Raw genomic sequence first — 22,565 nt, 5'->3', positions numbered from 1 at the left:
TCATGGCGCCGAGCCCCAAGAAAGCTTTCCCCCTGCGCATCGATCCGGCGCTCTTCGCCGCGATCGAGCGCACGGCCTCGGCCGACTTGCGCTCCGCCAACGCCCAGATCGAAGTCCTGCTGCGCGAGGCGCTGGCACGGCGTGGCGTAAAGCTCGCCGCTGCCGAGCCGGTAAAGCGCGGACGGCCGCCGAAGATCGAAACGGAGAACAGCGATGGTTGATGCCCGCTACACTACCCGGCCGCCAAAGCCCGAGACACCTGCAGACGACGGCGCATGGTTTGCGCCGAAGCGATTCGGCCTGGGTTCCGGCCTGCCGATCCGCTGGCAGGGCTGGGCGCTGATAATCGGCTATGTCGCGCTGCTGCCGCTGATCAAGTGGCTCGACGACAGCGGCGACGGGCGCCTGCGCACGCTCGGCTTCGCCCTGTTCATCGTCGCCACTGCCGTCGTCTTCTCGGTCTCGGCCAAGCGCACGCGCGGCGGCTGGAAGTGGCGCTGGGGCAGCAAGGACTGAGCCTGTAACTTGGGACAGGCCCCACGTTCCAATGGGAACGCAAGGGCCTGTCAATCATTCCGCGCTACCCCGGTCCGTGAAAACGCCGGGGAACCGATATGCGCATGATGAACCCGTTCGCCTCCAGAGAGCGCCGCCACCGTGGCCAGCGCCTTGCCGTCCTCCTCCTCGGGATCGCGGTGGTTGCCACGATTCCCGTCACCGCGCTGCTCGCCCAGGGCCAACGCTCGCCCTACACGGTGGTCGAGACCGGGCGCAGCTATCAGGCGCTGCAGCAGGCGGTGAACGCCATCGGTGAAGGTACCGGCACCATCCGCATCGAACCCGGCGTCTATCGCGATTGCGCAGTGCAGCAGGCCGGCGATGTCGGATTCGTCGCGCAAGTGCCCGGGCAGACGGTGTTCGACGGCGCGGCCTGCGAGGGCAAGGCCGCCATCGTCGCACGGGGGCGCTCCACCACGGTCGAGGGATTGATTTTCCAGAACATTCGCGTGCCCGATGCCAATGGTTCGGGCATCCGGCTGGAGCATGGCAACCTCACCGTGCGCCAGTCATGGTTTCGTGACAGCGAGCAGGGTATCCTCTCCGCCGACGATCCGACGGGCGCGGTTCTCATTGAAAAATCGACATTTTCTCGCCTTGGCCGGTGCGGCCGGGGCCTGTCCTGCGCACACTCCGTCTACTTCGGCGATTACGGCTCCGTCACCATCCGCCGCAGCCGCTTCGAAGCCGGGCGCGGCGGGCACTATGTGAAGAGCCGCGCCGGGCGGGTCGAGGTCACCCAGTCCAGCTTTGACGATGCGGCTGGAAAAACAACGAACTACATGATCGACCTGCCCGCCGGAGCCACCGGCCGCATTGCCGACAACGTCTTCGTCCAAGGCCCCGACAAGGAAAACTACAGCGCCTTCATCGCCATCGCGGCAGAGGGCAAGACGCATCCTTCGACGGGGCTGGCGATTGTTGGAAACGACGCGCGGTTTGCGCCGGGGATCAGCCGCTCGTCGGCCTTCGTCGCGGATTGGTCGGGCGACAGGCTGGCGCTCGGTGCGAACGCTCTCGGGTCGGGTCTCAGCCGCTTCGAGTCCCGCTAGAGTTGTGAGGAGTTGGGGTAGAGTTGCCCCTCTGCCTCCGAGAGTCTAGGGTGAGTTGGAGATGCAGAGTTCGGCCCTCCTTAAGCTGGGTGGACGGCTGTGGGCAATCCTCCTCGCCCTGACTGTCTTGACCCACGCAGTTGCCCCGTTCGAGTCCCCGGTGACCGTGCGGCATGGTTCTGCGTTCAGCGCGGCGACGGCGGAGATGGCCGTTGCCCCTGCGAATCGCGTGCAAATTCAACGTGCTGTCGTGCCGATGGCACCGCCGCCACCGGTCATCGCGCTCGCCGAACCCGCACCGCTCGAACTCGTCGGTGCGGACCATATTTGGCCCCCGCAAACCGCGCCCCCTGCGCAACCGCCGCTCCTGTGGCAGCCAGCCCCAAGAGCACCCCCGATTTCCTGACCTGCCGTCCGCGCCATCTGGCGCAGTCCAAACGCATGTCAGGAATGCAGCAATGTCAAACACTTCCACGATTGCCTCGGCAGTCGACGCCCGCCGCGCCCACGTCGAGGCGCTCCTCTCCGCCTACCCGGATGTCAACCCCGAAGAGCGCCAGCTTCTGGTAAACTGGTTCCGCTCGGAAGCCAGCGCACTCGACGTCGCTCTCGTCGCCAGCAACCCCGCCGCCGAGCGCGGCTACCGCCGTTTTCGCTCGGAACACGTCGACAGGTTCACGCTCAAGGACGTGGGCTATGCCCTTGCTTTTGCAGTGATAGTGGCTGCGGCGGTGCTGCTGATCGTGTGGCGCGCGGTCTGACGGATCAGGCGAGCGGCAGGTAGAGTTCCGTCACCGCTTCATGGAGCGGCACATCAGGGTAGAAGCTGACGCGCCGCACGAACGGTGGATGGTCGAGCATTTCCTCACCGCTCGCCGGAAGCCATTGGCCGTAAAGGAAATCGAACCCCGGACCGAGGTTATCCGGGCTTCCCGTCTGGACGATCCGCGCGGCACGCATCGCAGGGATCGTCCAGCTTCCGAAGCCCTCTGCCTCGATCTGCCGCGGCGTGGCTACACCAAGCAACATGTGGAACCCCTCGGCGGGCGTGGTGACGGGATCGACCGGGAACAGGTTGAACGTGGCAGAGCTGTCAGGGTGCAGGTGATGCGCGCGGCGAAAGGCGATGAAGCGCTGGATCGTAGCGCCGAGCAGGGCAGGCACTCCACGGTGTTCGAGGGTGAGTAACCGGGTTTGCGGGAAGTCCACGATTTCCACGTCGGAAGGCTGAAACTGTTCGGGCATGTGTCGACTCCTGAGACGGTTGAGACGGTCCACGAGCACGTCCAGCGCCTGCCAGTCAGGTCTGGCCCTGAAGGCACTTGGGGATTGGCCGAGGAGGCTGCGGAAGGCTCGGGCAAATGCCTCGTTGCTGCCGTAGCCAGCATCGAGCGCGATCGCGGTCACGCTGTCCTGCGGACGATGTGCAAGCCGCATCGCGGCTCGCCGCAACCGCGCCTGCCGCTGGTATTCACCGACGCTCATGCCCAGCAGCGAGGAGAACTGGCGCTGGAAATGGAACGGCGAAAACGCGGCGACGGCCGCCAGAGCTTCTATGCCAACCGGCTCCTGCCCCTCGGCGTCGATATGATCGAGAACGCGGCGCATCCGGGCGAGGTAACGGGTGAGGTGCTGGTTGCTCATGGTGCCTGGTCATTGCCCCATGGTTCGCGGCATTGCCCGACCGGGAATGCGCTTATCGTAACAGGTGGCCGGTCCGGTCCCGCTTGGTGTCGAGATAGCGCTGGTTATGGGGGTTGGCGGGGAGCTGGTGCGCCACACGCTCCGTCACCTCCATCCCAAGTGCCTGCAATGTCGCCACTTTCTGCGGATTGTTGGTCAGCAGGCGAAGCGAGCGGACGCCGAGCAGGTCGAGCATGCGCGCGGCGACCGGGAAATCGCGCGCTTCGCTCGGCAGGCCAAGACGCTCGTTGGCGTCGACCGTGTCGAATCCCTGGTCCTGCAGTTCATAGGCGCGCAGCTTGTTGATCAAGCCGATGCCGCGCCCTTCCTGCCGCAGGTAGAGCAGCACGCCCCAGCCGCCCGCATTGGCTTCCTCGGCCATGCGGGCCAGCGCTGCATCGAGCTGCGGGCCGCAATCGCATTTGAGGCTGCCGAGGATGTCTCCGGTCAGGCATTCGCTGTGCAGCCGCACCACCGGTTCGCGCTCGCTGGTCTGCGTGCCGATGATCAGCGCAACATGCTCGCGCAAGTCGTCGCGCGAGCGGAAGGCAACGATTTCAGCGTGTTCGCAGGCATGGACGGGGAGGCGGGCGCGGGCCTGGATGGTGAGGTTGAGCGGATCCTTGAACGCCGCGAGATCTTCGGTCGAAACCTCGGCGGCATTCTCGATACCGGTCGAGATCAGGAAGGCGGGCAGGATTCCGGCAAGCCGCGCCAGTTCCATTGCAGCGACGGCCGCATCGTGCGCTTCAATGGGGTCGGCCTTGAACGGCCCGCGCAAGGGCGAGCCCAGATCCTGCGCCGGGTCGGCCAGATTGCGGGCCGCCGAAAGGTTGAACGGCTCTGCCCCGTGGATCATCACCGGCGCTTCCGGAACGGCGGCGTCGCGCTGATTGGCAAGTTTCAGCGTGGCGGCGCGGGCGGCGGAAATGAGCAGGCGCGCGGCGTAGATGCCGGGCTGGGCAAAGGCGGTTTCGGCGGGCAGCAGGTCTAGCGCGCCCTGCTCGCCGGTCACGCGGATCGCCCAGCCGTGGCGCAGCGCGTCGAGCGCTTTGGCTACGTTTCTGCTTTCGCTCACAAATCCAGCTCGGTGATCAGCGGGATGTGGTCCGAAGGCTGCTCCCACTTGCGCGTTTCCTCGACGAAGCGGTGCGCGCGCGTCTGCGCGGCGGCTTCGGGCGAGGCCCACATATGGTCAAGCCTGCGCCCCTGATCCTTGGCGCGCCAGTAGGAGCGGTAGGACCACCACGAATAGTTGCGTTCCGGCGCGGGGATGTGCTTGCGGCCAAGATCGACCCAGCCATGCGCATCGGCAAAGCGCTGCAGCGTCTCGACCTCGATGGGCGTGTGGCTGACGACCTTGAGCAGCGCCTTGTGGTCGTAAACGTCGCATTCCAGCGGGGCGATGTTGAAATCGCCGGTGATCAGGGTCGGACGCTCGATCTTCTCGGCCCAGCGGGTCATGCGCTCGAGGAAATCGAGCTTCTGGCCGAACTTGGGGTTCACCTCGCGGTCGGCCACGTCGCCGCCTGCCGGGATATAGACGTTCTCGATGATCAGGCCGTTGCCCACCCCAAGCAGTTCGACGCCAATGTGCCGCGCCTCGCCATTGTCCTGCCAGTCATGCTTGCTGAAATCGCGGAAGGGGATGCGGCTGACCGTGGCGACGCCGTGGTAGCCCTTCTGCCCATGCACCGCGCGGTGGGTGTAGCCGAGCTTCTCGAACACCTCGTGCGGGAACAGGTTTTCCGGCGTCTTGATCTCCTGCAGGCACAACACATCGGGCGCCTCCTGCGTGAGAAAGCGTTCGACCTGATCGGCGCGCAAGCGGACCGAATTGATGTTCCATGTGGCAACCGAGATCATGCGCTTGGCTTTAGGGTTGCGGGGGGGCGATTGCTAGATGGGATGTTGGGGCTAGCGCGGATCATGTGCGGCTGCGAGAATGCACTCATAATCTTGCAGTTCAGCCGTCTTTTTCAATCGCTGGCGCCTAAGCCACAGCCCCATAGCCACCATGGGCAATGATCCCAGCCCCATCAAAACTGTCAGAGCTGGAACCTCGTGCCAAGCGACTAACTCCCTTGATGCTGCCCAAACAGAAAATGCGGCGACGAAGAGAACGCCCGACGCAGCAACACCAAACAGTGCCAGCTCTGGTATTCGAGAAGGAACTATTGGTCTGCGAAAAATCATACGTGAACTTTGACGCGATCTTTGCGTTATTGCAACGTCATGCAGCTTCCTGCAACCGGCGCACAATAGGTTGTTCATGCTGTCGCGCCCGCCACAAGTCATAGTTCGCCTGCATCGCCAGCCACGCGCGCGCCGTGCTCGCGCCTGCCTGCTCCAGCCGCAGGGCAAGATCAGGGCTGATCCCGGCCTTGCCATTGAGTACGCGCGAGAGCGCCACGCGCGACATCGCAAGGCGGCTGGCGGCTTCGGTGACGGAAAGATTCAGCGCTTCGATGACTTCATCACGAAGCAGTTCGCCGGGATGGGGAGGGTTGTGCATCATCGTCATGACCTCAATGGTAATCCTGATAATCGACGAGTTCGGCGTCGGTCCCGACAAAGCGGAAGGTGATCCGCCAGTTGCCATTAACCCAGACCGACCAGTGACCTTTCAGATCGCCCTTCAGCGGGTGCAGCTTGAAGGACGGCAAATTCATATCCTCCCGCGTTGCGGCAACCTCAAGCAGGCCGAGAATGTTGCGGATCTTCTTCACGTGGGAAGCCTGAATGCCCCGCGTCGTGCCGGTGTTGTAAAAGGCTTCAAGCCCTTTGTGCCGGAATCCGATAATCATGGCGTTATGTATCGTGTATCGTTGCGCGATACAAGGCCGGATGCCTCCAAAGCGAACAAAACAAAACCCTCGGACCGGGGGCATTGGTCCGAGGGTTCCATTCGCGTTCGTCACGCTTGGCGAGGAGGTCTCCAGGAGACCGGGCAACAGGGGGGAAACCCGCCTCGACCGCCTCGTCGACGACCGTTTTAGGACCGGTTCGCTTGCCCCCCGATGAACGGTGCATGCAGGTTTGTCGCGGCTTGTCGCAAGAGACGAACGGTTCGCAGGCGAGGTGAGTGCTGGGGACGATGGGCAGATTTGCTTGCCAGCAGGTTGTCGTCCCTGAGCTGGGGGGGGCATTTGCTCTCTTGATGCGCGGGCGTGGGGGTAAGGCGAGGGTGGCGCCATCGCTTGCCGGGAGCCTGCGCAAACACTAAGGGGCGCGGATGCCAAACGCACCGCAATCCCCTGCTCCTCGGCCAAAGGACTGGATCCTCGGCATTCACGCCTATGTCCCCGGCAAGTCGACCGGCAAGGACGGACAGAAGCTGACCAAGCTTTCCGCCAACGAGAACCCGCTTGGCTGCAGCGCGGCGGCTCTGGCGGCACGCGGGGCTGCGGGGCATCCGGCGGTCTATCCGGACCCTGACAGCAAGGAATTGCGTGCAGGGATTGGCGCGGTCCACGGCATCGATCCGGCGCGGATCGTGATGGGGACGGGCTCGGACGAGCTGCTCAACCTTGCGGCGCAGGCCTATGCCGGGCCGGGGGACGAGGTGCTCTACGTGCGCTACGGGTTCTCGGTCTATGACATCGCTGCGCGGCGGTGCGGGGCGGTGCCGGTGGTGGCGCCAGATGCTGATTACGGCACCGATGTCGACGCGTTGCTGGCCTGCGTGACCGAGCGGACACGGGTGGTGTTTCTCGCCAATCCGAACAACCCGACCGGAAGCTGGCTGCCGCGCGAGGAAGTGCTGCGCCTGCAAGCGGGGCTGAGGCCTGACGTGCTGCTGGTGCTGGATGGTGCATATGCCGAATACCTCGATCCCGAGGATGATGACGGCGCGCTGGAACTGGCGGCGACTGCGCAGAACGTGCTGGTGACGCGGACCTTCTCGAAGATCTACGGTCTTGCCGGTGAGCGGATCGGCTGGGGCACGGGGCACCCGGCGATTGTCGACATGCTCAACCGCATTCGCGGGCCGTTCAACGTTTCGCTGAGCGGGCAGGCGACGGGGCTGGCGGCAGTGCAGGACCAGGCCTTCGTCGAAGCATCGCGCCGCCACAACACCGAACAGCGCGCGCGGTTCGTCGAGAAGCTGGAAGCGCTGGGCAACCATGGCGTGCGGCCCTTGCCGAGCAAGGCGAACTTCGTGCTGATCCTGTTCGAGGGCAAGGTCACCGCGGAAGATGTGTACCTTGGCCTGATGGACCACGGCTACATCACGCGCTGGCTGCCAGGGCAGGGCCTGCCGCAGGGCTTGCGCATTACCATCGGCACGGCTGAGCAGATGGACGAGATCGCCGCTGCCATCCGCGCGATGTGTGAGGCTGCGAAGTGAGCGAGGCTGCGTTCACGCAGGTCACGATCGTCGGGCTCGGGCTGCTCGGCGGGTCGATCGGGCATGCGGTGCAGGCTTATCTGCCGGGGGTGACCGTGGTCGGTTATGATGCCGACCCCGATGTGCGCGAGCAGGCGCGGGCGCTGGGGCTGGCGCACCGGATTGCCGATGAGGCGGCGCTGGCGGCTGAAGGTTCGGACCTTGTCGTGTTCTGCGTGCCGGTGGGGGCGATGGGCGCGGCAGCGCGTGCGATTGCACCGGGGCTTTCCAAGGACGCGCTGGTCAGCGATGTCGGCTCGTCCAAGGAGACGGTGGCGGCGGCGCTGGCCGAGGCGCTGCCGGGGCATCACATCATTCCCGCACACCCCGTGGCGGGGACCGAGCGCAGCGGGCCGGACGCGGGCTTTGCTTCGCTGTTCCGCAACCGCTGGTGCATCGTCACGCCGCCTGCCGATGCCGACGCGGCGATGACCGCGCGGCTCGTGGCGTTCTGGGAAGCGCTGGGCGCGCGGGTCGAGACGATGGATGCGGCCCACCATGACAAGGTGCTGGCCGTCACCAGTCACCTGCCGCACCTGATCGCCTATACCATCGTCGGCACTGCATCGGACCTCGAGCAGGTGACGCAGAGCGAGGTGATCAAGTATTCGGCCGGCGGCTTCCGTGACTTCACCCGCATCGCCGCCTCGGACCCGACGATGTGGCGCGATGTGTTCCTTTCCAACAAGGACGCGGTGCTGGAAATGCTCCAGCGCTTCACCGAAGACCTGACCGAGCTGCAGAAGGCGATCCGCAAGGGCGATGGCGACGTGCTGTTCGACCACTTCACCCGCACCCGCGCGATCCGCCGCGGCATCATCGAGATGGGTCAGGACGATGCGCGGCCCGACTTCGGACGCAGCGATCACAACGGTGCAAAGTCAGCCGAACAGGAATAGCAGCGCGACGGCCCACATCACGACGGTGGAGAGCCAACCGCCGATGGCGAGGCGGCGGGGGATGACGAGGCGGCCCATGATGCGCGGGTTGCGCGCGATCATCATCGTCACGACCATCAGCGGCGGCGCAAGCAACCCGTTGACCACGGCAGCCCAGTAGAGCGCGTGCATCGCATCGATGTGGATGAAATTGAGCGCGACTCCGCCGAGCGTGGCGAGGGCGATGGCGCCGTAGAAGGCCTTGGCTTCGCGCGGGCGGCGGTCGAGACCTTCGGTCCAGCGGAATGTTTCGCTCACCGCATAGGCGGCAGAGCCTGCGAGGACAGGCACGGCCAGCAGTCCAGTGCCGATGATGCCGAGCGCGAAAAGGGCGAAGGCGAACTCTCCGGCGATGGGGCGCAGGGCGGATGCGGCCTGCTCGGCCGACTGCACGCCGGTCAGGCCATTGGCGTGGAGCGTGGCTGCCGTTGCCATGACGATAGATAGGGCTGTGACGTTGGAGAAGCCCATGCCGGTGAGCGTGTCGTTGCGGATGCGGCGCAGTTCCGGGCCAGCTTCGCGCGGGGTGATGCACAGCGGCTTGGTGTGGCGGCGGTGGCGCTCTTCCACTTCCTGCCCCGCCTGCCAGAAGAACAGGTAGGGGCTGATCGTGGTGCCGAAGATCGCGACGAGCGCCATGGTGTGATCGCGGTCAAGCTTGAAGCTGGGCACGGTCAGACCATGCAGCGCGGCGCTCCAATCGACATCGGCGACGAGCACTACCGCGATGTAGGAGAACAGCGAGAGCGTGGTCCACTTGAGGATGCGGGCGTAGCGCTCGTAGGAGACGAAGACTTCGGCGAGCACACTTGCCACGCCGAACAGGAGGACGAACAGGTGTTCCGGGCCGGGGATCAGCAGGGCGAGCACCGCGCCCATCGCGCCGAGGTCTGCGCCCAGATTGATCACGTTGGCGATCAGCAGCAGCAGGACCATCGTGCGCAGGAGTGCGGGGTGATAGTGGCGGCGCAAGTTGTGGGCGATGCCGCGCCCGGTCGTCGCGCCGATGCGGGCGCAGATCGCCTGGATCGAGACGAGCAGCGGCAGGGCGAGGATCATCGACCACGCCAGCGAATAGCCAAATTGCGCGCCGACCTGGCTGTACGTGCCGATGCCGGAGGGATCGTCGTCCGCCGCGCCGGTGACGAGGCCGGGGCCGAGCACTTCCATCAGCGAGCGCTTTTCTTCCTCACCCTGCACGGGGGTGCCCGCGACCGGATCGGTCATGCGTTGAGCGCGTTTATGGCCGCTTCGACGCGGGCTTCGATTTCTTCGCGGGGCAGGCCGGGCGGGATTTCCTCGGCGAAGCGATAGCGGATGGTGCCCGAGCGCTTCCATTTGCGGTGATAGAGCGGGCCGCTGTCAACCGCGACGGGAATGACCGGCAGGCCGAGCAGCTTGTAGATCCCGGCAAAGCCTGCCTGCAGATCGCGGCGCTGGCCGTGGGGCACGCGCGTGCCTTCGGGGAAGATGATCAGCGGTCGGTTCTCGGCAATGCGGCGGCGGGCTTCGCTGAGCATCTTGCGCAGGGCCTTGGCCCCCGCCTCACGCTCGACTCCGATCAGGCCGAAGCTTTCGCCCGCCTTGCCCCAGCCGGGGATGCGCAGCAGTTCGGCCTTGGCGAAGACGACGGGGACGCGGAACAGGCGCGGCAGGTCTATCGCCTCGAAAAAGGATTCATGGCGGACGGCATAGAGCACGCCGGGCTTGAACACCGGGTCTTGCAGTTCCACGCGGATGCCGAGCAGGGCACGGCAGCAGGCGCGGTGCCACGCGCTCCAGCCGCGCACGATGGCGCGGAATGCACCCTGCTGCCGGTGCATGAACACCAGCGCCGCGAGCACGTAGGGCACCGACCCGCCATAGAACGCGATGTAGAAGGCAAGGCTGCGGGGAATGGAAAGCAGATTGCGCAAGATTACCAGCCGATCAGACCCGCTACGCTCCAGGCGATCACCCGGGCGACGAGCTTGTTGTATTCGATGAACAGGATGCGGAAGCTGGGCCGGGAAGGCACCGCGTCCTCGACGATGATCAGGTTGGTGGGCGCTTCTGCGGCAAGATCGAAGGCGGCGCGGCGCATGTGCCAGTCTGTCGTCACCAGACGGACGGAGCGCAGCTTGTTCTCCTTGACCCAGCGCGTGGTCTCGACTGCGTTGCTGCGGGTATCGACTGCGTCATAGCCGAGCACGACACAACAGGTCATCAGGCGTTCGGGCACCTTGTATTCCACGGCGAATTCACGCGGGCGGACTTCGCGATCGACGCCCGAGACGAGCAGGCGGCGCGCGCGGCCCTTCTCGATCACGCCAAGCGCGTGGGGGATGCGGCCGCCACCGCCGGTGAGGGCCACGACGCCATCGGTGCGTACCGGTTCCACCACCGGGCGGGGCAGGAATACCGCGAACCAGATGAAGCCCAGCGCCCATGCGATGACGAGCAGCGAGAACAGGCGGCGGAAGATGCCTCGCTTGGTCATAGCATCCGCCTCAGCGCGCTAAGCACAGTGAGCCGTGCGGTCAGCACAGCAAGCAGGACGCCGCCGACCGGGATGCAGCAGATCGCCAGCCAGTCGCTCCACGCGAGGCCCCCTGCGGCCATCATCCCCGAGCCGAGCGCGGCGAACTGGCGCCCGAGCAGGCTGGTGACGACGACGCCGAGCAGCAGCCCGCCGATGCCGCCCGCCGCCGCATCGACCGCCATCGAGCGCTGGAAGATCCGCGCGATCTGCGCGTCGGTCCCGCCGAGCATGTGGACGATCTCGATCGTGCTGCGATGGTTGCCCAGTGCATTGCGCGAGGCGAGCAGCACGGTGGCGATGGTGGCGAAAGCGAGCAGGGCGATGAGGCCGCCTGCGAGCCATTGGAGGGCGTGGACTGCTTCGAACACAGGGGCGAGCCAACTGGCCTGCGCATCGATCCGGGCGGCGGGGGCCTTGCTGCGCAGGGCTTGGCGCAAGGCGCCGAGCCGGTTGGCGTCGGCGCTGCCGGTAAGGCGTACGTCGATCAGGGCGGGAACGGGGAGCGCGTTGACGTCGTCACCGGCGGTTGTGCCGAGCCATGGTTCGACCAGTGCGTCCAGTTCCTTCTGGGGCACGAGGCGAGCTTCGGCGACGCCGGGGACGTACTTCAGCGCAGCCAACGCGGCGGCGGCTTGGCGGTCACGCTCACGCGGGGCGCCGTGGACGATCTGGACGGTGACGCCGCCGGCCACGTCTGCGCGGGCTGCGCGCGCGGTGTTGCGCAGGGCAAGGCCGCTGGCCGTGGCGACGACGGTCAGCCCGATCATGATCGCGATGACCCAAGGCATCGGGCCGGAAAGCTTGCCCTGGGGCAGCAGGCGGCTTTCGGCGCTGGTCCGCTCACGCCAGTCGCCGCCAAGGGCGCTGGTGATGGCAGGCAGCACGCTCATGCGCCGAGCACGTCCGGGCGGGGCGGGGCGGCCATGCGGCGCGGCGGATAGCGCAGGGCTCCGGTGGGGTCGGACAGGCGGCCCTTGTCGAGCCGCATGATCAGCGATTCCGGCACCTTCTGGATCAGGTGCACATCGTGCGTGGCGACGACGACGGTGGTGCCGAGCCGGTTCAGCGCCTCGAACAGGCGCAGCAGCTTGACCGCCATTTCGGGATCGACGTTGCCGGTCGGCTCGTCGGCCACGAGCATGTCGGGGCGGCCGATCACCGCGCGGGCGATGGCGACGCGCTGCTGTTCGCCGCCCGAAAGCGTGGCTGGCCGGGCATTGCTGCGATCGCCGAGGCCCACCCATTCGAGCATGTCGGTCACGGGCTTGATGATGTCCCGTTCGGGCACGCCGGCCACGCGCAAGGGAAGCGCCACGTTGTCAAACGCGGAGAGGTGGGGGACGAGACGGAAGTCTTGGAACACTACACCGAGGCGGCGGCGGAAGCCGGGGAGGCGTTCGCGCGGCAGGGTTATCGCGTCGGTGCCGAACATGCGGATCAGCCCGCGCGAGGGGCGCTGGGCGAGGTAGAGCAGCTTGAGCATGCTCGTCTTGCCTGCGCCCGATGCGCCGGTGAGGAAGTAGAAACGCCCGGAATACAACGTGAAGCTGACGTCGGTCAGCACTTCCTTGCCCGTGCCATAGCGCAGGCCGACGTTGTCGAAATGGACAATCTCCGCGTCGTCTGGCTGGCTCATGAGGTGGAGACTGTACCCGTTTGTTCTGCGCCGTCGTTACGCCCGAAGGGCTATACGCGGCAATCCATGTGGAAAAAAGGCCGTGGACGCGTTTTGTCTCGGGTGTGGCTATTGTTTCTTGCGGTCCGACCATGCTTAACCCGCTGAATGATCATCGCGTGCCCAGCCTGCTCGACGCGCTATGTCGTTCCCGACACCGCAATCGGCGTGGACGGCAGGACCGTGCGTTGTGCGCGGTGCCGCCATTCGTGGTTCCAGAACGGCCCTGAACTGCCTGAGCGGGCCGAGGCCATTGCCGTGACGGCAGGGGTTGCCGGGGCCGATACCACAGTTGTTGCGCCGCCAGCGCCCGTAGCTGTGCCGGCGCCCACTCCGGCTCCCGTTGCAGCGAGCGAGCCCGATCTGCCGTTTGGCGCGGCGACTGCCCCGAGCGAGGCTGAACCGCCGACGCCGCCACCTCTGCCGCATCCCGCGCGGCGGACCTATGTCCCCGCACCGGTCGAGGACGACCAGTCGCCGTTCGATCACCAGCCGCCATTCCGGCCACGGCGCAATCCGGCGAAGCTGTGGACGATTGCGGCGGTAGCCTTTGCGCTTACCGTGGCGGCGCTGGGTGGGGCGGCGTACTACTTTGGCCTGCCACAGTGGCTGCCGGGTACGGGGCAAGCCTTCGGTGGCGACCACCCCGATCTCGAACTGTCATTCCCGGCGGAAAAGCAGGACCGCAGGCAGTTGCCTAACGGCACCAAGTATTTCGGGGTGAGCGGTACAGTGTCCAACACCGGCAAGGAGGTCCGCCCACTCCCGGAAATCCTGATCGTGTTGCGCGATTCGAACGACAAGGTGGTGAAGACCTGGGACGTTCCCCCGCCGCAGGAAGAACTGGCACCCGGCGAAAGCGTGACGATCAATGCTGCGGTCACCGACGTGCCGCAGTCCGCCAAGTTCGCGATAATTGGCTGGAAGCCCGACTGATCGGGAGCGGTTCGGGCGCTATTGCGAAAAACTTCGCGAAGCTTGTTGCGCCCGTCAGACTCCTTTGCTAGGGGCGCGCTCCTACCCCACCACGGGGCGCCGATCACAGGTCGGGCACCCCGTTTGATTTTGCGGTCGTGGCGGAATTGGTAGACGCGCAACGTTGAGGTCGTTGTGGGCGAAAGCCCGTGGAAGTTCGAGTCTTCTCGACCGCACCATCACTTTTCCAACAGTGTGATCATCGCCTTCGGGCACAAGTTTTCGCTGAAGCGGAAACCTCTTCGCATGCCCGTCGTTGAACGGGCAGGATGAGACGCATGACCCTTTGCGGGGCGCTGGCTGGAAGGCTGGCGCCCCGTTTTTCATGGCGGTTCAGGTGAGGTCCGACAGGGAGATCTGCTGGCCTTCCGCCGCCGCCTTGTTGGCAGCTCGGCGCAGGCGTTCGATGTGGAGGCGACCTTCGGGGATATCGTCCTTGGGCAGGGCGTCGAGCGAGGTGCGGTAGATTTCCTCGAAGTCCTCGGCAAACTCGCCGTGGGTGAGAATGAGGCCCCGGTTCTCGATCATGCCCTGCAAGGTCTTCTGCCCGACCTCGAATGGGTCCATGCCGAGTTCGAAGGCGGTGCCGAACTGTTCGAGTTCCTGTGGGTCTGCAGGGGCGAAGCCGGAATCGGCAAAGCCTTCAGGCCGCTTGAGCGCGCTGGTCCAGGCGTTGGTGCGGGTGAGGCCGGGGCACATCAGCGAGACGCCGATGCCATGCGGGGCGAGGTTGTAGCGCAAGCTTTCGGTGAGGCCGCGCACTGCGAACTTGCTGGCGGTGTAGATGCCGGCCTGCGGGCCTGAGAGGTAGGCGGCCATCGAGGCGACGTTGACGACATGGCCGCCCTCGCCCTGGGCTTTCATGCCCGGCAGGAACGAGACGAGGCCGTTGACCACGCCGCCGAAGTTGACGCCCATGATCCAGTCGTAGTCGGCATAGCTTGCCTCGTCGGTCGGGCCGAACACGCTGACGCCGGCATTGTTGACCAGCACGTGGACCTTGCCGATTTCGGCCGCGACCTCGGCGAAGCGGGCGCGGTCGGTCACGTCGAGCTGGACGAAGCGGGCAGGCGGCAAGGCGTTGTCAGCCAGCCAGCGGGCGGCGTCCTCGCGGTCGGCCTCCTTGCGGTAGGTCAGGACGAGGTCCATCCCGGCGAGCGCGAAGGCGCGGGCAATGCCGAAGCCGATGCCGTTGACGCCGCCGGTGATGAATGCGGTCTTGCCTTGAAAATCCGTCATGTGGTGTTCCTCTTCCGTTTGGCAGGCTAACAATCGTGGGGATTGTCGGCAACCGCGCGAAAGTGAAACGCCAGCTTGGTCAGGCCATGGCCATCAGGCTGGCATTGCCGCCTGCCGCGGTGGTGTTGATCGAGAGCGAGACTTCGCCGACGAGCATGGCGTCGCCATCGGCGGGGCACAGCACCGGCACGATTGCGCCTTCGAGCGCGGCGACCGCCTGCTGGATCGCCAGGGTGAAGGACGCATCGCCATCGACCAGCGCGCGGGCGTAGGGGCCTTTGGTTTGCCAGCCGGGCTCTGCGACCACGGGCGTTCCGCCGAGCCGCTCAACCCGTGCTTTAAGGGCTGAGAGGCGAGCGGCGTCCTGTGCGGCCACCAGCACCTTGCCGCCCGGGCGCAACGCGTGGACGTTGCGCTCACCCACCGGGCCTGCCAGATCGCGCTCGCCAAGGGTGATGGCGGGCGCGGCGGGAGCGGTGGCGACGAGGCGGCGCAAGTAGAGCGGGCCGCCTGCCTTGGGGCCGGTGCCGGAGAGGCCGTGTCCGCCGAAGGGCTGCACGCCGACAACCGCGCCGATGACATTGCGGTTGACGTAGATGTTCCCGGCGTGGGCGCGCGCGGTCACGCGGGCGACGGTCTCGTCGAGCCGGGTGTGGAGGCCGAAGGTCAGGCCATAGCCCCAGGCGTTGATGCGGTCGACGAGGGCGTCCATGTCGGCGCGGGCGAAGCGGATCACATGGAGGACCGGGCCAAACACTTCGCGGGTGAGCAGCGCCGGGTCTGACAGTTCGATGATCGTTGGCGCGACGAAGGTGCCGTTAGCGGTTTCGGGGCCGAGCGGCAGGCGATGGACCGGGCAGCCTGCGGCTGCAAGGCGCGCGATGTGCGCCTCGATGCCCTCGCGTGCCTCGGCGGTGATGACCGGGCCGATGTCGGCGCTGAGCACGTCGGTGGGGCCGACCGAGAGTTCGGCGAGCGCGCCGCGCAGCATCGTGAGCACATGGTCGGCAATGTCTTCCTGCAGGCACAGCACGCGCAGGGCCGAGCAGCGCTGGCCTGCGCTGTCGAAGGCCGAGGCGATGACATCGGCGACGACCTGTTCGGCAAGGGCGGAGCTGTCGACGATCATCGCGTTCTGGCCGCCGGTCTCGGCAATCAGCGGGATCGGGCGACCTTCGGGCGAGAGGCGCGTGGCCAGCTGTCGCTGGATCAGGCGGCCGACTTCGGTGGAGCCGGTGAACAGGACCGCGCTGGTGCCGGGCGCCTCGACAAGCGCCGCACCGATTGCGCCATCGCCGGGGACGAGGATCAGGGCGTCGTCGGGCACGCCTGCTTCGTGAAGGATGCGCACGGCTTCCCAGGCGATCAGCGGGGTTTCTTCGGCCGGCTTGGCGAGGACCGCATTGCCCGCCATCAGCGCGGCGGCGATTTGCCCGGTGAAGATCGCCAGCGGGAAGTTCCACGGGCTGATGCAGACGGCGGTGCCAAGCGGGCGCGATCCGGCGAGCGATGCGCCTTGCCCGGCGTAGTAGCGCAGGAAATCGATGGCCTCGTGCACTTCGGCGATGGCGTTCGGGACGGACTTGCCCGCTTCTCGCACGATCAGTGCGATGAGTTCGGGCATCAGCCCCTGCATCGCGTCAGCCGCGCGTTCGAGCACGACGGCGCGGGCCGCAAGCGGGCTTGCGCCCCAGCGCGAGGCGGAGGCGAGGCGATGGGCTTCGGTGACCGCTTCGGGCAGGGCTTCGCGCACGGTGCCGACGACATCGCGGTGGTCAGCGGGGTTGTGCACTGGGCGGGCCTGTGTGGCGGATAGCTCTGCCGTGGGGGCGGCATGGCGGACAAGGCGCGAGACAGAGCGGAAGCGTACGCTGATGGCTTCTAGCGTCGCTTCGTCTGTAAGGTCGAGCCCAGTGCTGTTGCGGCGGTCGGGGTAGAGCGCTGCGGGCAGGGCGATCAGCGGGTGGGGTGCGCCGGGATCGGCGGCGGCGGACACTTCGGTGACTGGGTCGGCGATGATGTCTTCCACCGGCACGTCGGGATTGGCGATGCGGTTGACGAAGGAGGAGTTCGCGCCGTTTTCCAAGAGGCGGCGAACAAGGTAGGCGAGCAGCGTTTCGTGCGTGCCGACCGGCGCGTAGATGCGGCAGGGGCGGTTCAGCTTGTCCGGCCCGACGACCTCGTCATAGAGCGGCTCACCCATGCCGTGGAGGCACTGGAATTCGTAGTCGCCGACGCGGAAATCGCTGCCGGCCATCGAGAGAATCGTGGCCAGCGTCTGTGCGTTGTGCGTGGCGAATTGCGGGAACACCGCGTCGCGTGCGGCAAGCAGGCGGCGGGCGCAGGCGATGTAGGCGATGTCAGTGTGGACCTTGCGGGTATAGACCGGGAAGCCCGATTGCCCCTCGACCTGCGCGCGCTTGATTTCGGCATCCCAGTAGGCACCCTTGACAAGGCGGACCATGATGCGGCGGCCCGAGCGGCGGGCGAGGTCGACGATCCAGTCGATCACGAAGGGGCAGCGCTTGCCATAGGCCTGGACGACGAATCCGAGGCCGTTCCAGCCAGCCAGTTCGGGATCGGTAGCAAGCGCTTCGAGCAGGTCGAGCGAGAGTTCGAGCCGGTCTGCCTCCTCGGCATCGATGTTGAGACCGATGTCATAGCGCAGGGCGAGGACGGCCAGGGCCTTCACCCGGGGCAGGAGTTCGGAGATCACGCGGGCCTGCTGGGCGCGGGTATAGCGGGGGTGCAGGGCGGAAAGCTTGATCGAGATGCCGGGGCCTTCATGGACGCCGCGCCCCGCTGCGGCCTTGCCGATGGCGTGAATCGCGTTCTCGTAATCGGCGTAGTAGCGCGTGGCGTCCTTGGCGGTCATCGCTGCTTCGCCGAGCATGTCGTAGCTGTAGCGGAAGCCGCGTTCCTCCAGCGGGCGGGCGCACTTGAGGGCTTCGGCAATGGTCTCGCCGGTGACGAACTGTTCGCCCATCATGCGCATGGCAAGATCGACGCCGCGACGGATCACCGGCTCACCGGCGCGGGCGATCAGCCGGGTGAGCGCGCTGCCAAGGCCGGTGTCGTCGACGCTTGAAGTCAGCTTGCCGGTGACGACGAGGCCCCATGTGGCGGCGTTGACGAAAAGCGAGCGATCGCTGCCCAAGTGGGCGAGCCAGTCGCCGCCGGAAATCTTGTCGCGGATCAGATCGTCGCGTGTGTCGTTGTCGGGGATGCGCAGCAGGGCTTCGGCCAGGCACATCAGCGCGACGCCTTCCTGCGTGGACAGGGCATATTCCTGCACCAGCTGGTCCACCCCATTGCCGCGCGGCTTGGCGCGCAGCGTTTCGACCAGCGTGCGGGCGAGGGCCTGGGCTGAACTTCGTGCTTGCTCGGGCAGTGTGGCGACCGGGAGCAGGTCGACGACACACTCGCGCTCGGGCCGACGCGTGGCGGCGGTGATCGCGCGGCGCAGGTCCGAAGGCTCTGCAAGGCGGGGGGCGAACTGGGCGAAGGGGAGGGGCATGCTCATGAGCTATGATATCATTCGGCGAATGGGCATTCTGACTTATCGATTGGTCAGAAATAGGCAATTCGCCTTCAATTGCGCATTCTCATCGCCTGATGTAGGCTTGAAAGCATGGAAGACAGGCAACTTGACCAGTTCGATCGCCGGATCATCGACATCCTCTCGCGCGACGGGCGCATGCCGGTGACGGAACTGGCCGAGAAGGTCGGCCTGTCGAAGACGCCATGCCAGACGCGGCTGAAACGTCTGATCGACGATGGCGTGATCCGGGGTTTCCGCGCAGTGGTGAACATGGCGCGGCTCGGGCTCGATCACGTTGCCTTCACCGAAGTGAAGCTGTCGGACACGCGCGAGCAGGCCTTGGCCGATTTCAACCGCGGCGTGATGGCCATTCCCGAGATCGAGGAAGCGCACATGATCGCGGGCAACTTCGACTACCTGCTGAAGGTCCGCACTGCCGACATCCGCCGCTTTCGCATCGTGCTGGGCGAGAAGATCTCGACCCTGCCGCATGTCTCCAACACCAGCACTTTCGTGGTGATGGAGCCGGTCAAGGAGCAGTCGGTCAGGGCTTGAGTCTCAGAGCCTGATGCGCAGTCCGTCGAGATAGATCGCCACGCAGCGGCGAGCGTGGTCCGACAGGGACGCGGAGTCCAAGCCCTCGTCGACACGGTAGAGCTTGCGGCTGACCATGCCGGCCAGCGTGAGGTCGAAGAAGGCGAGGGCATCGCGTCCTGGCTCCTGGCAGGCGAGCAGCCCCGCCTGCGTCCAGTCGCGCAGGCGTTCTTCGAGCAGCGCATTGAGCGGTTCGACCGCGAGCGCGCGGTAGGTCTCGCCAACCTCGGGGAAGAGGTGACCTTCGGCAATGGCCATGCGGCCGACGAAGATGCTCTCGTCGGTGAGAATCCACGTCAGTGCGCGGGTGGCGAAGGCGTGGAGCCAGCTTGCCGGATCGCTGCTGTCGCTATCGCGCATGTCGATAGCATCGCGCCAGCGTTCGGCGATGCGGGCTACGACGGCTTCGAACAGCGCCCGCTTGGTCGGGAAGTGTCGGAACATCGTTGGTTTCGAGCCGCCGAAGCGCTCGAGAATGCGATTGGTGCTCGCACCGGCAAAGCCCTCGGCCATGAATTCGGCCTGCGCGGCATCGAGGATGCGCGTGCGCACGACCTCGGGATTGCGGCTGACAGGGCTTTTCACAACGCTCGCCATCGTTATAAAGAAACCAACTGGTTTTTTTGACTCGTCATCAAGGGAGAATGGCCATGACAGCGTTCCTGCGCAATGGCTGGTACATGGCCTGCTGGTCGCACGAGGTGCCGGATGGTGGATTCCTCGCGCGGCGCCTGCTCGACAAGCCGTGGGTGATCTGGCGCAAGGCAGATGGCGAACTGGTGATGATGGCTGACCGCTGCCCGCACCGCTTCGTGCCGTTGAGCCGGGGCGGGCGCGATGGCGACATGTTGCGCTGCGGCTATCACGGGCTGGCCTTCGACGCTGCGGGCAACTGCGCGCACAATCCCTTTTCGGGCGAGCCGCTCGAAATCGCGAAAGTGGAAGTGCTGACCGTGGTTGAGAAGCACACGGGTGTTTGGTTCTGGCCGGGCGACGCCGACAAGGCCGACCCGGCGCTGATCCCGGATTACAGCTTCCTCGATTCCGACAGACCACTTCATCGCGGCATGATCACGATGGATGCGAGCTATGAGCTGGTCACTGACAACCTGATGGACCTGAGCCACGCCGAGTTCATCCACCGTGAAAGCTTCGGGACAAACGGATCTCTGCTTGCCAGCGGGCAGCACGAGGTGGTGCAGGAAGACAGCGGGACGATCTGGAACAACTGGACAATGCCGGACTCCGAGCCACCCGTATGGGCGGTGCCGATGCTGCCGGAAGGTGCGACGATAGACCAGTGGCTGCACATGCGCTGGAATGCGCCGTCAAATCTCGCTCTGTTTATCGGACTGGCGCGATCGGGCACGGACCGCAAGGATATGATCGTGCCACCGATGAGCGACCCGCATATCCTGACGCCTGCAACTCAGACATCGACGCATTACTTCTACACGCACGAGCCGACGCCTCAGGCGCATGCGCTGCTGGAGAAGGCGTTCCTTGAGGAGGATCACCCGATGCTGCACGCCCAGCAGCATGCGATGGGCGATGGCGATTTCTGGGAGCTTCGCCCAGTCATCCTGCCTTCGGACGCAGGCGCGATCCGGGTGAGACGGCGGATGATGCAGTTGCTCAGGGCAGAGGCGGAAGCCTAGAACATCGGGTGCGGGTTGGCCGATTTTTCGGGGATCGGCTGGATCACGTCCCAGTGTTCGACGATCTTGCCGTCCTTGAGGCGATAAAAGTCTGCCACTGCGGCACCGCGTGCGGAGGGGTCTGGCTTCGCAAAGATGTGGATTGCGGCGAGATCGCCGTCGACGATGATCTTGCGCACCTCGAAGCTGCGGTTCCGGTCGGAGAACATCGGCTGGAGCAGCGCGATGGCCGCATCGCGTCCGTCCGGCACGCCGGGGTTGTGCTGGATGTAATCCGGCGCGACGTAGGTTTCGAAAGCCTGTTTGACGTCGCGCTCGAGGTAGAACAGGCGGGCAAAATCCTCGACGATGCGGCGGTTGTCGGGCGCTGCCGGGCCGTTTCCGAGCAGCGCCAGTGCCATTGCTGCAAGGCCGAAGCGGCGCATCAGGCGGCCGCTGCCTGCGGTTGCTTGGGCGCGACGATGAACCAGGTGGCAAGCGCGATGCCGATGCCGAGCAGGCCGGCGATGAAGAATGCACCCTGCATCGAACCGCTCGAGGTGCGGGCCATGCTGACCAGCAGCGGCGAAACGAACTGGCCGAGGAAGAAGGTCGAGGTCCACACGCCCATGCCGCGTCCGCGGTGCTCGAAGGGCAGGTAACCCTGCGCCCAGGCGATGAGGGTCGGCACAGCCATGCCCGCGCCGGTCTGCTGCAGGGCCATGCCTGCAACCATGCCCTTCCAGTCGCTGGCCATGCCGATCACGGCCAGTCCCGAGCCGAGCAGGGTGAGGAACACGGTCAGCTGGATGCGTGGGCCGAAGCGTCCGGTAAGCCAGAAGATCACCGCGCCGACGATCACGAAGAGGCTGGGGATGGTGGTCAGGCGGCCAATCTCGGACGGGTCGGAAACGCCCAGTTCCTGCCAGACGATCCCGCCATTGATGATGAAGACGTAGTACAGTGCGCCGCCGAACAGGGTGACGAGGCCGAAGGTCAGGACGCCTGCCCACGGGAACGGAGTGCTGGCCTCCGCGCCGATGCCGAGCATCTTGCGGGCGGTATCATCGTTCTCCGGTTCATAGATGAAGGCGAGCATGGCGAAGAATGCCAGGAAGCCGATGCCGTAGATCATGAACACCGAGTTCCAGCTCATCGATGCGAGGTAGCCGGAGGTGAAGATCACGGCGCTGCCGAAGAACGGCCCGATGATGCCCTGAAGCGAGAGCCACTTGCTGCGGCCCTTCTCGTCCCAATAGTCCCCGATTAGCGTGTTTGCGGTCGTCAGGATCGCGGCTTCGGCTACGCCGAGGAGCAGGCGCGAGGCGTAGATCTGATCGAGGTTGTCGAGGAACATCGGGGCCATGCCCACGAAGCCGTAGAGGCCGGTCGACCACAGCAGCAGGCGGCGACGGCCGAACTTGTCGACCATCAGGCCGGCGAACAGCGCGAGGATCGCCACTGTCAGGCCGGGAGCCGAAACCATCGCGGGCACCTTGGTGGGGGCCGAGGAATCGGCTGCGAAGTGCGCGATCATGCGGGGGACCGCAGGGAACATCGAGACGATGGCCACGATCGGCAGGAAGCCGGTAAGGACTATGGTGAGGCCTTGGGGAACACCCGGTTGGCGCGCTGCAGGACTGGTCATCGAATCTCCCGGCGGCGTTCTTGTGATGCCGCATTCTAGAACCTTTATTCTTAAACGGTATCCTCTCCCGGCCCGGCAAGTCAAGCTAATGGACTTGATGCCATTTCATAGATT

General features: G+C 65.7%; 24 protein-coding genes and 1 tRNA gene. 10 read left to right on the top strand and 15 right to left on the bottom strand.

Annotation, left to right across the window (positions count from 1 at the left end; all coding sequences use genetic code 11):
• Nucleotides 1-2: 2 nt before the first annotated feature.
• From ACZ1JX_RS13570 to ACZ1JX_RS13555, 4 genes are all read left to right on the top strand, one after another.
• Nucleotides 3-221, top strand: coding sequence for a type II toxin-antitoxin system antitoxin (locus ACZ1JX_RS13570; RefSeq protein WP_465124052.1), 219 nt, complete (start codon nucleotides 3-5; stop codon nucleotides 219-221).
• Nucleotides 214-516 (top strand): hypothetical protein, encoded by a 303-nt coding sequence (locus tag ACZ1JX_RS13565; protein WP_465124051.1) that lies wholly within the window; start codon nucleotides 214-216, stop codon nucleotides 514-516. Before ACZ1JX_RS13570 ends, ACZ1JX_RS13565 begins: the two co-directional genes overlap by 8 nt.
• 98 nt (nucleotides 517-614) lie before the next feature.
• Nucleotides 615-1,610, top strand: coding sequence for a right-handed parallel beta-helix repeat-containing protein (locus ACZ1JX_RS13560; protein ID WP_465124050.1), 996 nt, complete (start codon nucleotides 615-617; stop codon nucleotides 1,608-1,610).
• Between the two features lie 458 nt (nucleotides 1,611-2,068).
• Nucleotides 2,069-2,371: a hypothetical protein gene (locus tag ACZ1JX_RS13555; RefSeq protein ID WP_465124049.1), complete on the top strand. Its 303-nt coding sequence runs from the start codon at nucleotides 2,069-2,071 to the stop codon at nucleotides 2,369-2,371.
• A gap of 4 nt (nucleotides 2,372-2,375) precedes the next feature.
• Here ACZ1JX_RS13555 and ACZ1JX_RS13550 read toward each other — a convergent pair whose 3' ends face one another.
• The 5 genes from ACZ1JX_RS13550 to ACZ1JX_RS13530 all read right to left on the bottom strand — a co-directional run bounded on the left by ACZ1JX_RS13550 (nucleotide 2,376) and on the right by ACZ1JX_RS13530 (nucleotide 6,100).
• Nucleotides 2,376-3,254: an AraC family transcriptional regulator gene (locus ACZ1JX_RS13550; protein ID WP_465124048.1), complete on the bottom strand. Its 879-nt coding sequence runs from the start codon at nucleotides 3,252-3,254 to the stop codon at nucleotides 2,376-2,378.
• Between the two features lie 52 nt (nucleotides 3,255-3,306).
• Nucleotides 3,307-4,371 (bottom strand): GTP cyclohydrolase II, encoded by a 1,065-nt coding sequence (gene ribA / locus ACZ1JX_RS13545; protein WP_465124047.1) that lies wholly within the window; start codon nucleotides 4,369-4,371, stop codon nucleotides 3,307-3,309.
• A complete protein-coding gene (locus ACZ1JX_RS13540; RefSeq protein WP_465124046.1) occupies nucleotides 4,368-5,159 on the bottom strand; it encodes an exodeoxyribonuclease III in 792 nt (263 codons plus the stop codon). The genes ribA and ACZ1JX_RS13540 overlap by 4 nt, the downstream gene beginning before the upstream one ends.
• Nucleotides 5,160-5,526: 367 nt before the next feature.
• The gene (locus ACZ1JX_RS13535) at nucleotides 5,527-5,817 is read right to left on the bottom strand and encodes a HigA family addiction module antitoxin (RefSeq protein WP_082013466.1); all 291 of its coding nucleotides are present in this window, start codon (nucleotides 5,815-5,817) and stop codon (nucleotides 5,527-5,529) included.
• A gap of 4 nt (nucleotides 5,818-5,821) precedes the next feature.
• A complete protein-coding gene (locus ACZ1JX_RS13530) occupies nucleotides 5,822-6,100 on the bottom strand; it encodes a type II toxin-antitoxin system RelE/ParE family toxin (protein ID WP_465124045.1) in 279 nt (92 codons plus the stop codon).
• A gap of 428 nt (nucleotides 6,101-6,528) precedes the next feature.
• Here ACZ1JX_RS13530 and ACZ1JX_RS13525 point away from each other — a divergent pair, with 428 nt between their 5' ends.
• Nucleotides 6,529-7,644: a pyridoxal phosphate-dependent aminotransferase gene (locus ACZ1JX_RS13525; protein WP_465124043.1), complete on the top strand. Its 1,116-nt coding sequence runs from the start codon at nucleotides 6,529-6,531 to the stop codon at nucleotides 7,642-7,644.
• Complete coding sequence (locus ACZ1JX_RS13520) at nucleotides 7,641-8,582, top strand: prephenate/arogenate dehydrogenase family protein (RefSeq protein ID WP_465124042.1); 942 nt, start codon at nucleotides 7,641-7,643, stop codon at nucleotides 8,580-8,582. The genes ACZ1JX_RS13525 and ACZ1JX_RS13520 overlap by 4 nt, the downstream gene beginning before the upstream one ends.
• Here the strand turns inward: ACZ1JX_RS13520 and ACZ1JX_RS13515 are convergent.
• The 5 genes from ACZ1JX_RS13515 to ftsE are packed head-to-tail and all read right to left on the bottom strand — an operon-like array spanning nucleotide 8,565 to nucleotide 12,778.
• Nucleotides 8,565-9,848, bottom strand: a complete 1,284-nt coding sequence (locus ACZ1JX_RS13515) for an NRAMP family divalent metal transporter (protein WP_465124041.1) — start codon at nucleotides 9,846-9,848, stop codon at nucleotides 8,565-8,567. The genes ACZ1JX_RS13520 and ACZ1JX_RS13515 overlap by 18 nt on opposite strands.
• Nucleotides 9,845-10,537 (bottom strand): lysophospholipid acyltransferase family protein, encoded by a 693-nt coding sequence (locus ACZ1JX_RS13510; protein WP_465124040.1) that lies wholly within the window; start codon nucleotides 10,535-10,537, stop codon nucleotides 9,845-9,847. Before ACZ1JX_RS13510 ends, ACZ1JX_RS13515 begins: the two co-directional genes overlap by 4 nt.
• A gap of 2 nt (nucleotides 10,538-10,539) precedes the next feature.
• Nucleotides 10,540-11,100 carry a YdcF family protein gene (locus tag ACZ1JX_RS13505; RefSeq protein ID WP_465124039.1) on the bottom strand — a complete coding sequence of 187 codons (561 nt, stop codon included), beginning with the start codon at nucleotides 11,098-11,100 and terminating at the stop codon, nucleotides 10,540-10,542.
• The gene (locus tag ACZ1JX_RS13500) at nucleotides 11,097-12,032 is read right to left on the bottom strand and encodes a cell division protein FtsX (RefSeq protein WP_465124038.1); all 936 of its coding nucleotides are present in this window, start codon (nucleotides 12,030-12,032) and stop codon (nucleotides 11,097-11,099) included. The genes ACZ1JX_RS13505 and ACZ1JX_RS13500 overlap by 4 nt, the downstream gene beginning before the upstream one ends.
• The gene (gene ftsE, locus ACZ1JX_RS13495; protein ID WP_465124037.1) at nucleotides 12,029-12,778 is read right to left on the bottom strand and encodes a cell division ATP-binding protein FtsE; all 750 of its coding nucleotides are present in this window, start codon (nucleotides 12,776-12,778) and stop codon (nucleotides 12,029-12,031) included. The genes ACZ1JX_RS13500 and ftsE overlap by 4 nt, the downstream gene beginning before the upstream one ends.
• Nucleotides 12,779-12,925: 147 nt before the next feature.
• Here ftsE and ACZ1JX_RS13490 point away from each other — a divergent pair, with 147 nt between their 5' ends.
• Both ACZ1JX_RS13490 and ACZ1JX_RS13485 read left to right on the top strand, forming a co-directional pair.
• Entirely contained in the window at nucleotides 12,926-13,753 is an 828-nt protein-coding gene (locus tag ACZ1JX_RS13490) for an MJ0042-type zinc finger domain-containing protein (protein ID WP_465124036.1), read from the top strand.
• A 131-nt stretch (nucleotides 13,754-13,884) separates the two neighbouring features.
• A tRNA-Leu gene (locus tag ACZ1JX_RS13485) sits at nucleotides 13,885-13,971 on the top strand.
• Between the two features lie 154 nt (nucleotides 13,972-14,125).
• On the opposite strand, the gene ACZ1JX_RS13480 is transcribed toward ACZ1JX_RS13485, so the two are convergent.
• Both ACZ1JX_RS13480 and putA read right to left on the bottom strand, forming a co-directional pair.
• Entirely contained in the window at nucleotides 14,126-15,031 is a 906-nt protein-coding gene (locus tag ACZ1JX_RS13480) for an SDR family oxidoreductase (protein ID WP_465124035.1), read from the bottom strand.
• A gap of 79 nt (nucleotides 15,032-15,110) precedes the next feature.
• Nucleotides 15,111-18,554: a bifunctional proline dehydrogenase/L-glutamate gamma-semialdehyde dehydrogenase PutA gene (gene putA / locus ACZ1JX_RS13475; protein WP_465124034.1), complete on the bottom strand. Its 3,444-nt coding sequence runs from the start codon at nucleotides 18,552-18,554 to the stop codon at nucleotides 15,111-15,113.
• 108 nt (nucleotides 18,555-18,662) lie between these two features.
• Between putA and ACZ1JX_RS13470 the strand changes: the two genes are divergently transcribed.
• Complete coding sequence (locus ACZ1JX_RS13470) at nucleotides 18,663-19,127, top strand: Lrp/AsnC family transcriptional regulator (protein WP_465124033.1); 465 nt, start codon at nucleotides 18,663-18,665, stop codon at nucleotides 19,125-19,127.
• Between the two features lie 3 nt (nucleotides 19,128-19,130).
• Here the strand turns inward: ACZ1JX_RS13470 and ACZ1JX_RS13465 are convergent, their stop codons facing one another.
• Entirely contained in the window at nucleotides 19,131-19,763 is a 633-nt protein-coding gene (locus ACZ1JX_RS13465) for a TetR/AcrR family transcriptional regulator (protein WP_465124032.1), read from the bottom strand.
• 53 nt (nucleotides 19,764-19,816) lie between these two features.
• Between ACZ1JX_RS13465 and ACZ1JX_RS13460 the strand changes: the two genes are divergently transcribed.
• On the top strand, nucleotides 19,817-20,824 hold the full coding sequence (locus ACZ1JX_RS13460) for a Rieske 2Fe-2S domain-containing protein (RefSeq protein ID WP_465124031.1): 1,008 nt from the start codon (nucleotides 19,817-19,819) through the stop codon (nucleotides 20,822-20,824).
• Here ACZ1JX_RS13460 and ACZ1JX_RS13455 read toward each other — a convergent pair.
• Together ACZ1JX_RS13455 and ACZ1JX_RS13450 are read right to left on the bottom strand one after the other, a co-directional pair.
• Nucleotides 20,821-21,249: a nuclear transport factor 2 family protein gene (locus ACZ1JX_RS13455; protein ID WP_465124030.1), complete on the bottom strand. Its 429-nt coding sequence runs from the start codon at nucleotides 21,247-21,249 to the stop codon at nucleotides 20,821-20,823. The genes ACZ1JX_RS13460 and ACZ1JX_RS13455 overlap by 4 nt on opposite strands.
• On the bottom strand, nucleotides 21,249-22,451 hold the full coding sequence (locus ACZ1JX_RS13450; protein WP_465124029.1) for an MFS transporter: 1,203 nt from the start codon (nucleotides 22,449-22,451) through the stop codon (nucleotides 21,249-21,251). The genes ACZ1JX_RS13455 and ACZ1JX_RS13450 overlap by 1 nt, the downstream gene beginning before the upstream one ends.
• Between the last annotated feature and the right edge of the window lie 114 nt (nucleotides 22,452-22,565).

Source organism: Novosphingobium sp. BL-A-41-Hi4A-0G, assembly GCF_055521735.1.
Note: the sequence above shows the minus strand (reverse complement) of the source record. Positions and strands in the feature narration are given on the sequence as shown.

Bases quoted from the DNA above. Each gene is read 5' to 3' on its own strand.
- ACZ1JX_RS13570 (WP_465124052.1), top strand. From the start codon at position 3: ATGGCGCCGAGCCCCAAGAAAGCTTTCCCCCTGCGCATCGATCCGGCG.
- ACZ1JX_RS13565 (WP_465124051.1), top strand. From the start codon at position 214: ATGGTTGATGCCCGCTACACTACCCGGCCGCCAAAGCCCGAGACACCT.
- ACZ1JX_RS13560 (WP_465124050.1), top strand. From the start codon at position 615: ATGCGCATGATGAACCCGTTCGCCTCCAGAGAGCGCCGCCACCGTGGC.
- ACZ1JX_RS13555 (WP_465124049.1), top strand. From the start codon at position 2,069: ATGTCAAACACTTCCACGATTGCCTCGGCAGTCGACGCCCGCCGCGCC.
- ACZ1JX_RS13550 (WP_465124048.1), bottom strand. From the start codon at position 3,254: ATGAGCAACCAGCACCTCACCCGTTACCTCGCCCGGATGCGCCGCGTT.
- ACZ1JX_RS13540 (WP_465124046.1), bottom strand. From the start codon at position 5,159: ATGATCTCGGTTGCCACATGGAACATCAATTCGGTCCGCTTGCGCGCC.
- ACZ1JX_RS13535 (WP_082013466.1), bottom strand. From the start codon at position 5,817: ATGACGATGATGCACAACCCTCCCCATCCCGGCGAACTGCTTCGTGAT.
- ACZ1JX_RS13530 (WP_465124045.1), bottom strand. From the start codon at position 6,100: ATGATTATCGGATTCCGGCACAAAGGGCTTGAAGCCTTTTACAACACC.
- ACZ1JX_RS13525 (WP_465124043.1), top strand. From the start codon at position 6,529: ATGCCAAACGCACCGCAATCCCCTGCTCCTCGGCCAAAGGACTGGATC.
- ACZ1JX_RS13515 (WP_465124041.1), bottom strand. From the start codon at position 9,848: ATGACCGATCCGGTCGCGGGCACCCCCGTGCAGGGTGAGGAAGAAAAG.
- ACZ1JX_RS13505 (WP_465124039.1), bottom strand. From the start codon at position 11,100: ATGACCAAGCGAGGCATCTTCCGCCGCCTGTTCTCGCTGCTCGTCATC.
- ACZ1JX_RS13500 (WP_465124038.1), bottom strand. From the start codon at position 12,032: ATGAGCGTGCTGCCTGCCATCACCAGCGCCCTTGGCGGCGACTGGCGT.
- ftsE (WP_465124037.1), bottom strand. From the start codon at position 12,778: ATGAGCCAGCCAGACGACGCGGAGATTGTCCATTTCGACAACGTCGGC.
- ACZ1JX_RS13490 (WP_465124036.1), top strand. From the start codon at position 12,926: ATGATCATCGCGTGCCCAGCCTGCTCGACGCGCTATGTCGTTCCCGAC.
- ACZ1JX_RS13480 (WP_465124035.1), bottom strand. From the start codon at position 15,031: ATGACGGATTTTCAAGGCAAGACCGCATTCATCACCGGCGGCGTCAAC.
- putA (WP_465124034.1), bottom strand. From the start codon at position 18,554: ATGAGCATGCCCCTCCCCTTCGCCCAGTTCGCCCCCCGCCTTGCAGAG.
- ACZ1JX_RS13470 (WP_465124033.1), top strand. From the start codon at position 18,663: ATGGAAGACAGGCAACTTGACCAGTTCGATCGCCGGATCATCGACATC.
- ACZ1JX_RS13465 (WP_465124032.1), bottom strand. From the start codon at position 19,763: ATGGCGAGCGTTGTGAAAAGCCCTGTCAGCCGCAATCCCGAGGTCGTG.
- ACZ1JX_RS13460 (WP_465124031.1), top strand. From the start codon at position 19,817: ATGACAGCGTTCCTGCGCAATGGCTGGTACATGGCCTGCTGGTCGCAC.
- ACZ1JX_RS13455 (WP_465124030.1), bottom strand. From the start codon at position 21,249: ATGCGCCGCTTCGGCCTTGCAGCAATGGCACTGGCGCTGCTCGGAAAC.
- ACZ1JX_RS13450 (WP_465124029.1), bottom strand. From the start codon at position 22,451: ATGACCAGTCCTGCAGCGCGCCAACCGGGTGTTCCCCAAGGCCTCACC.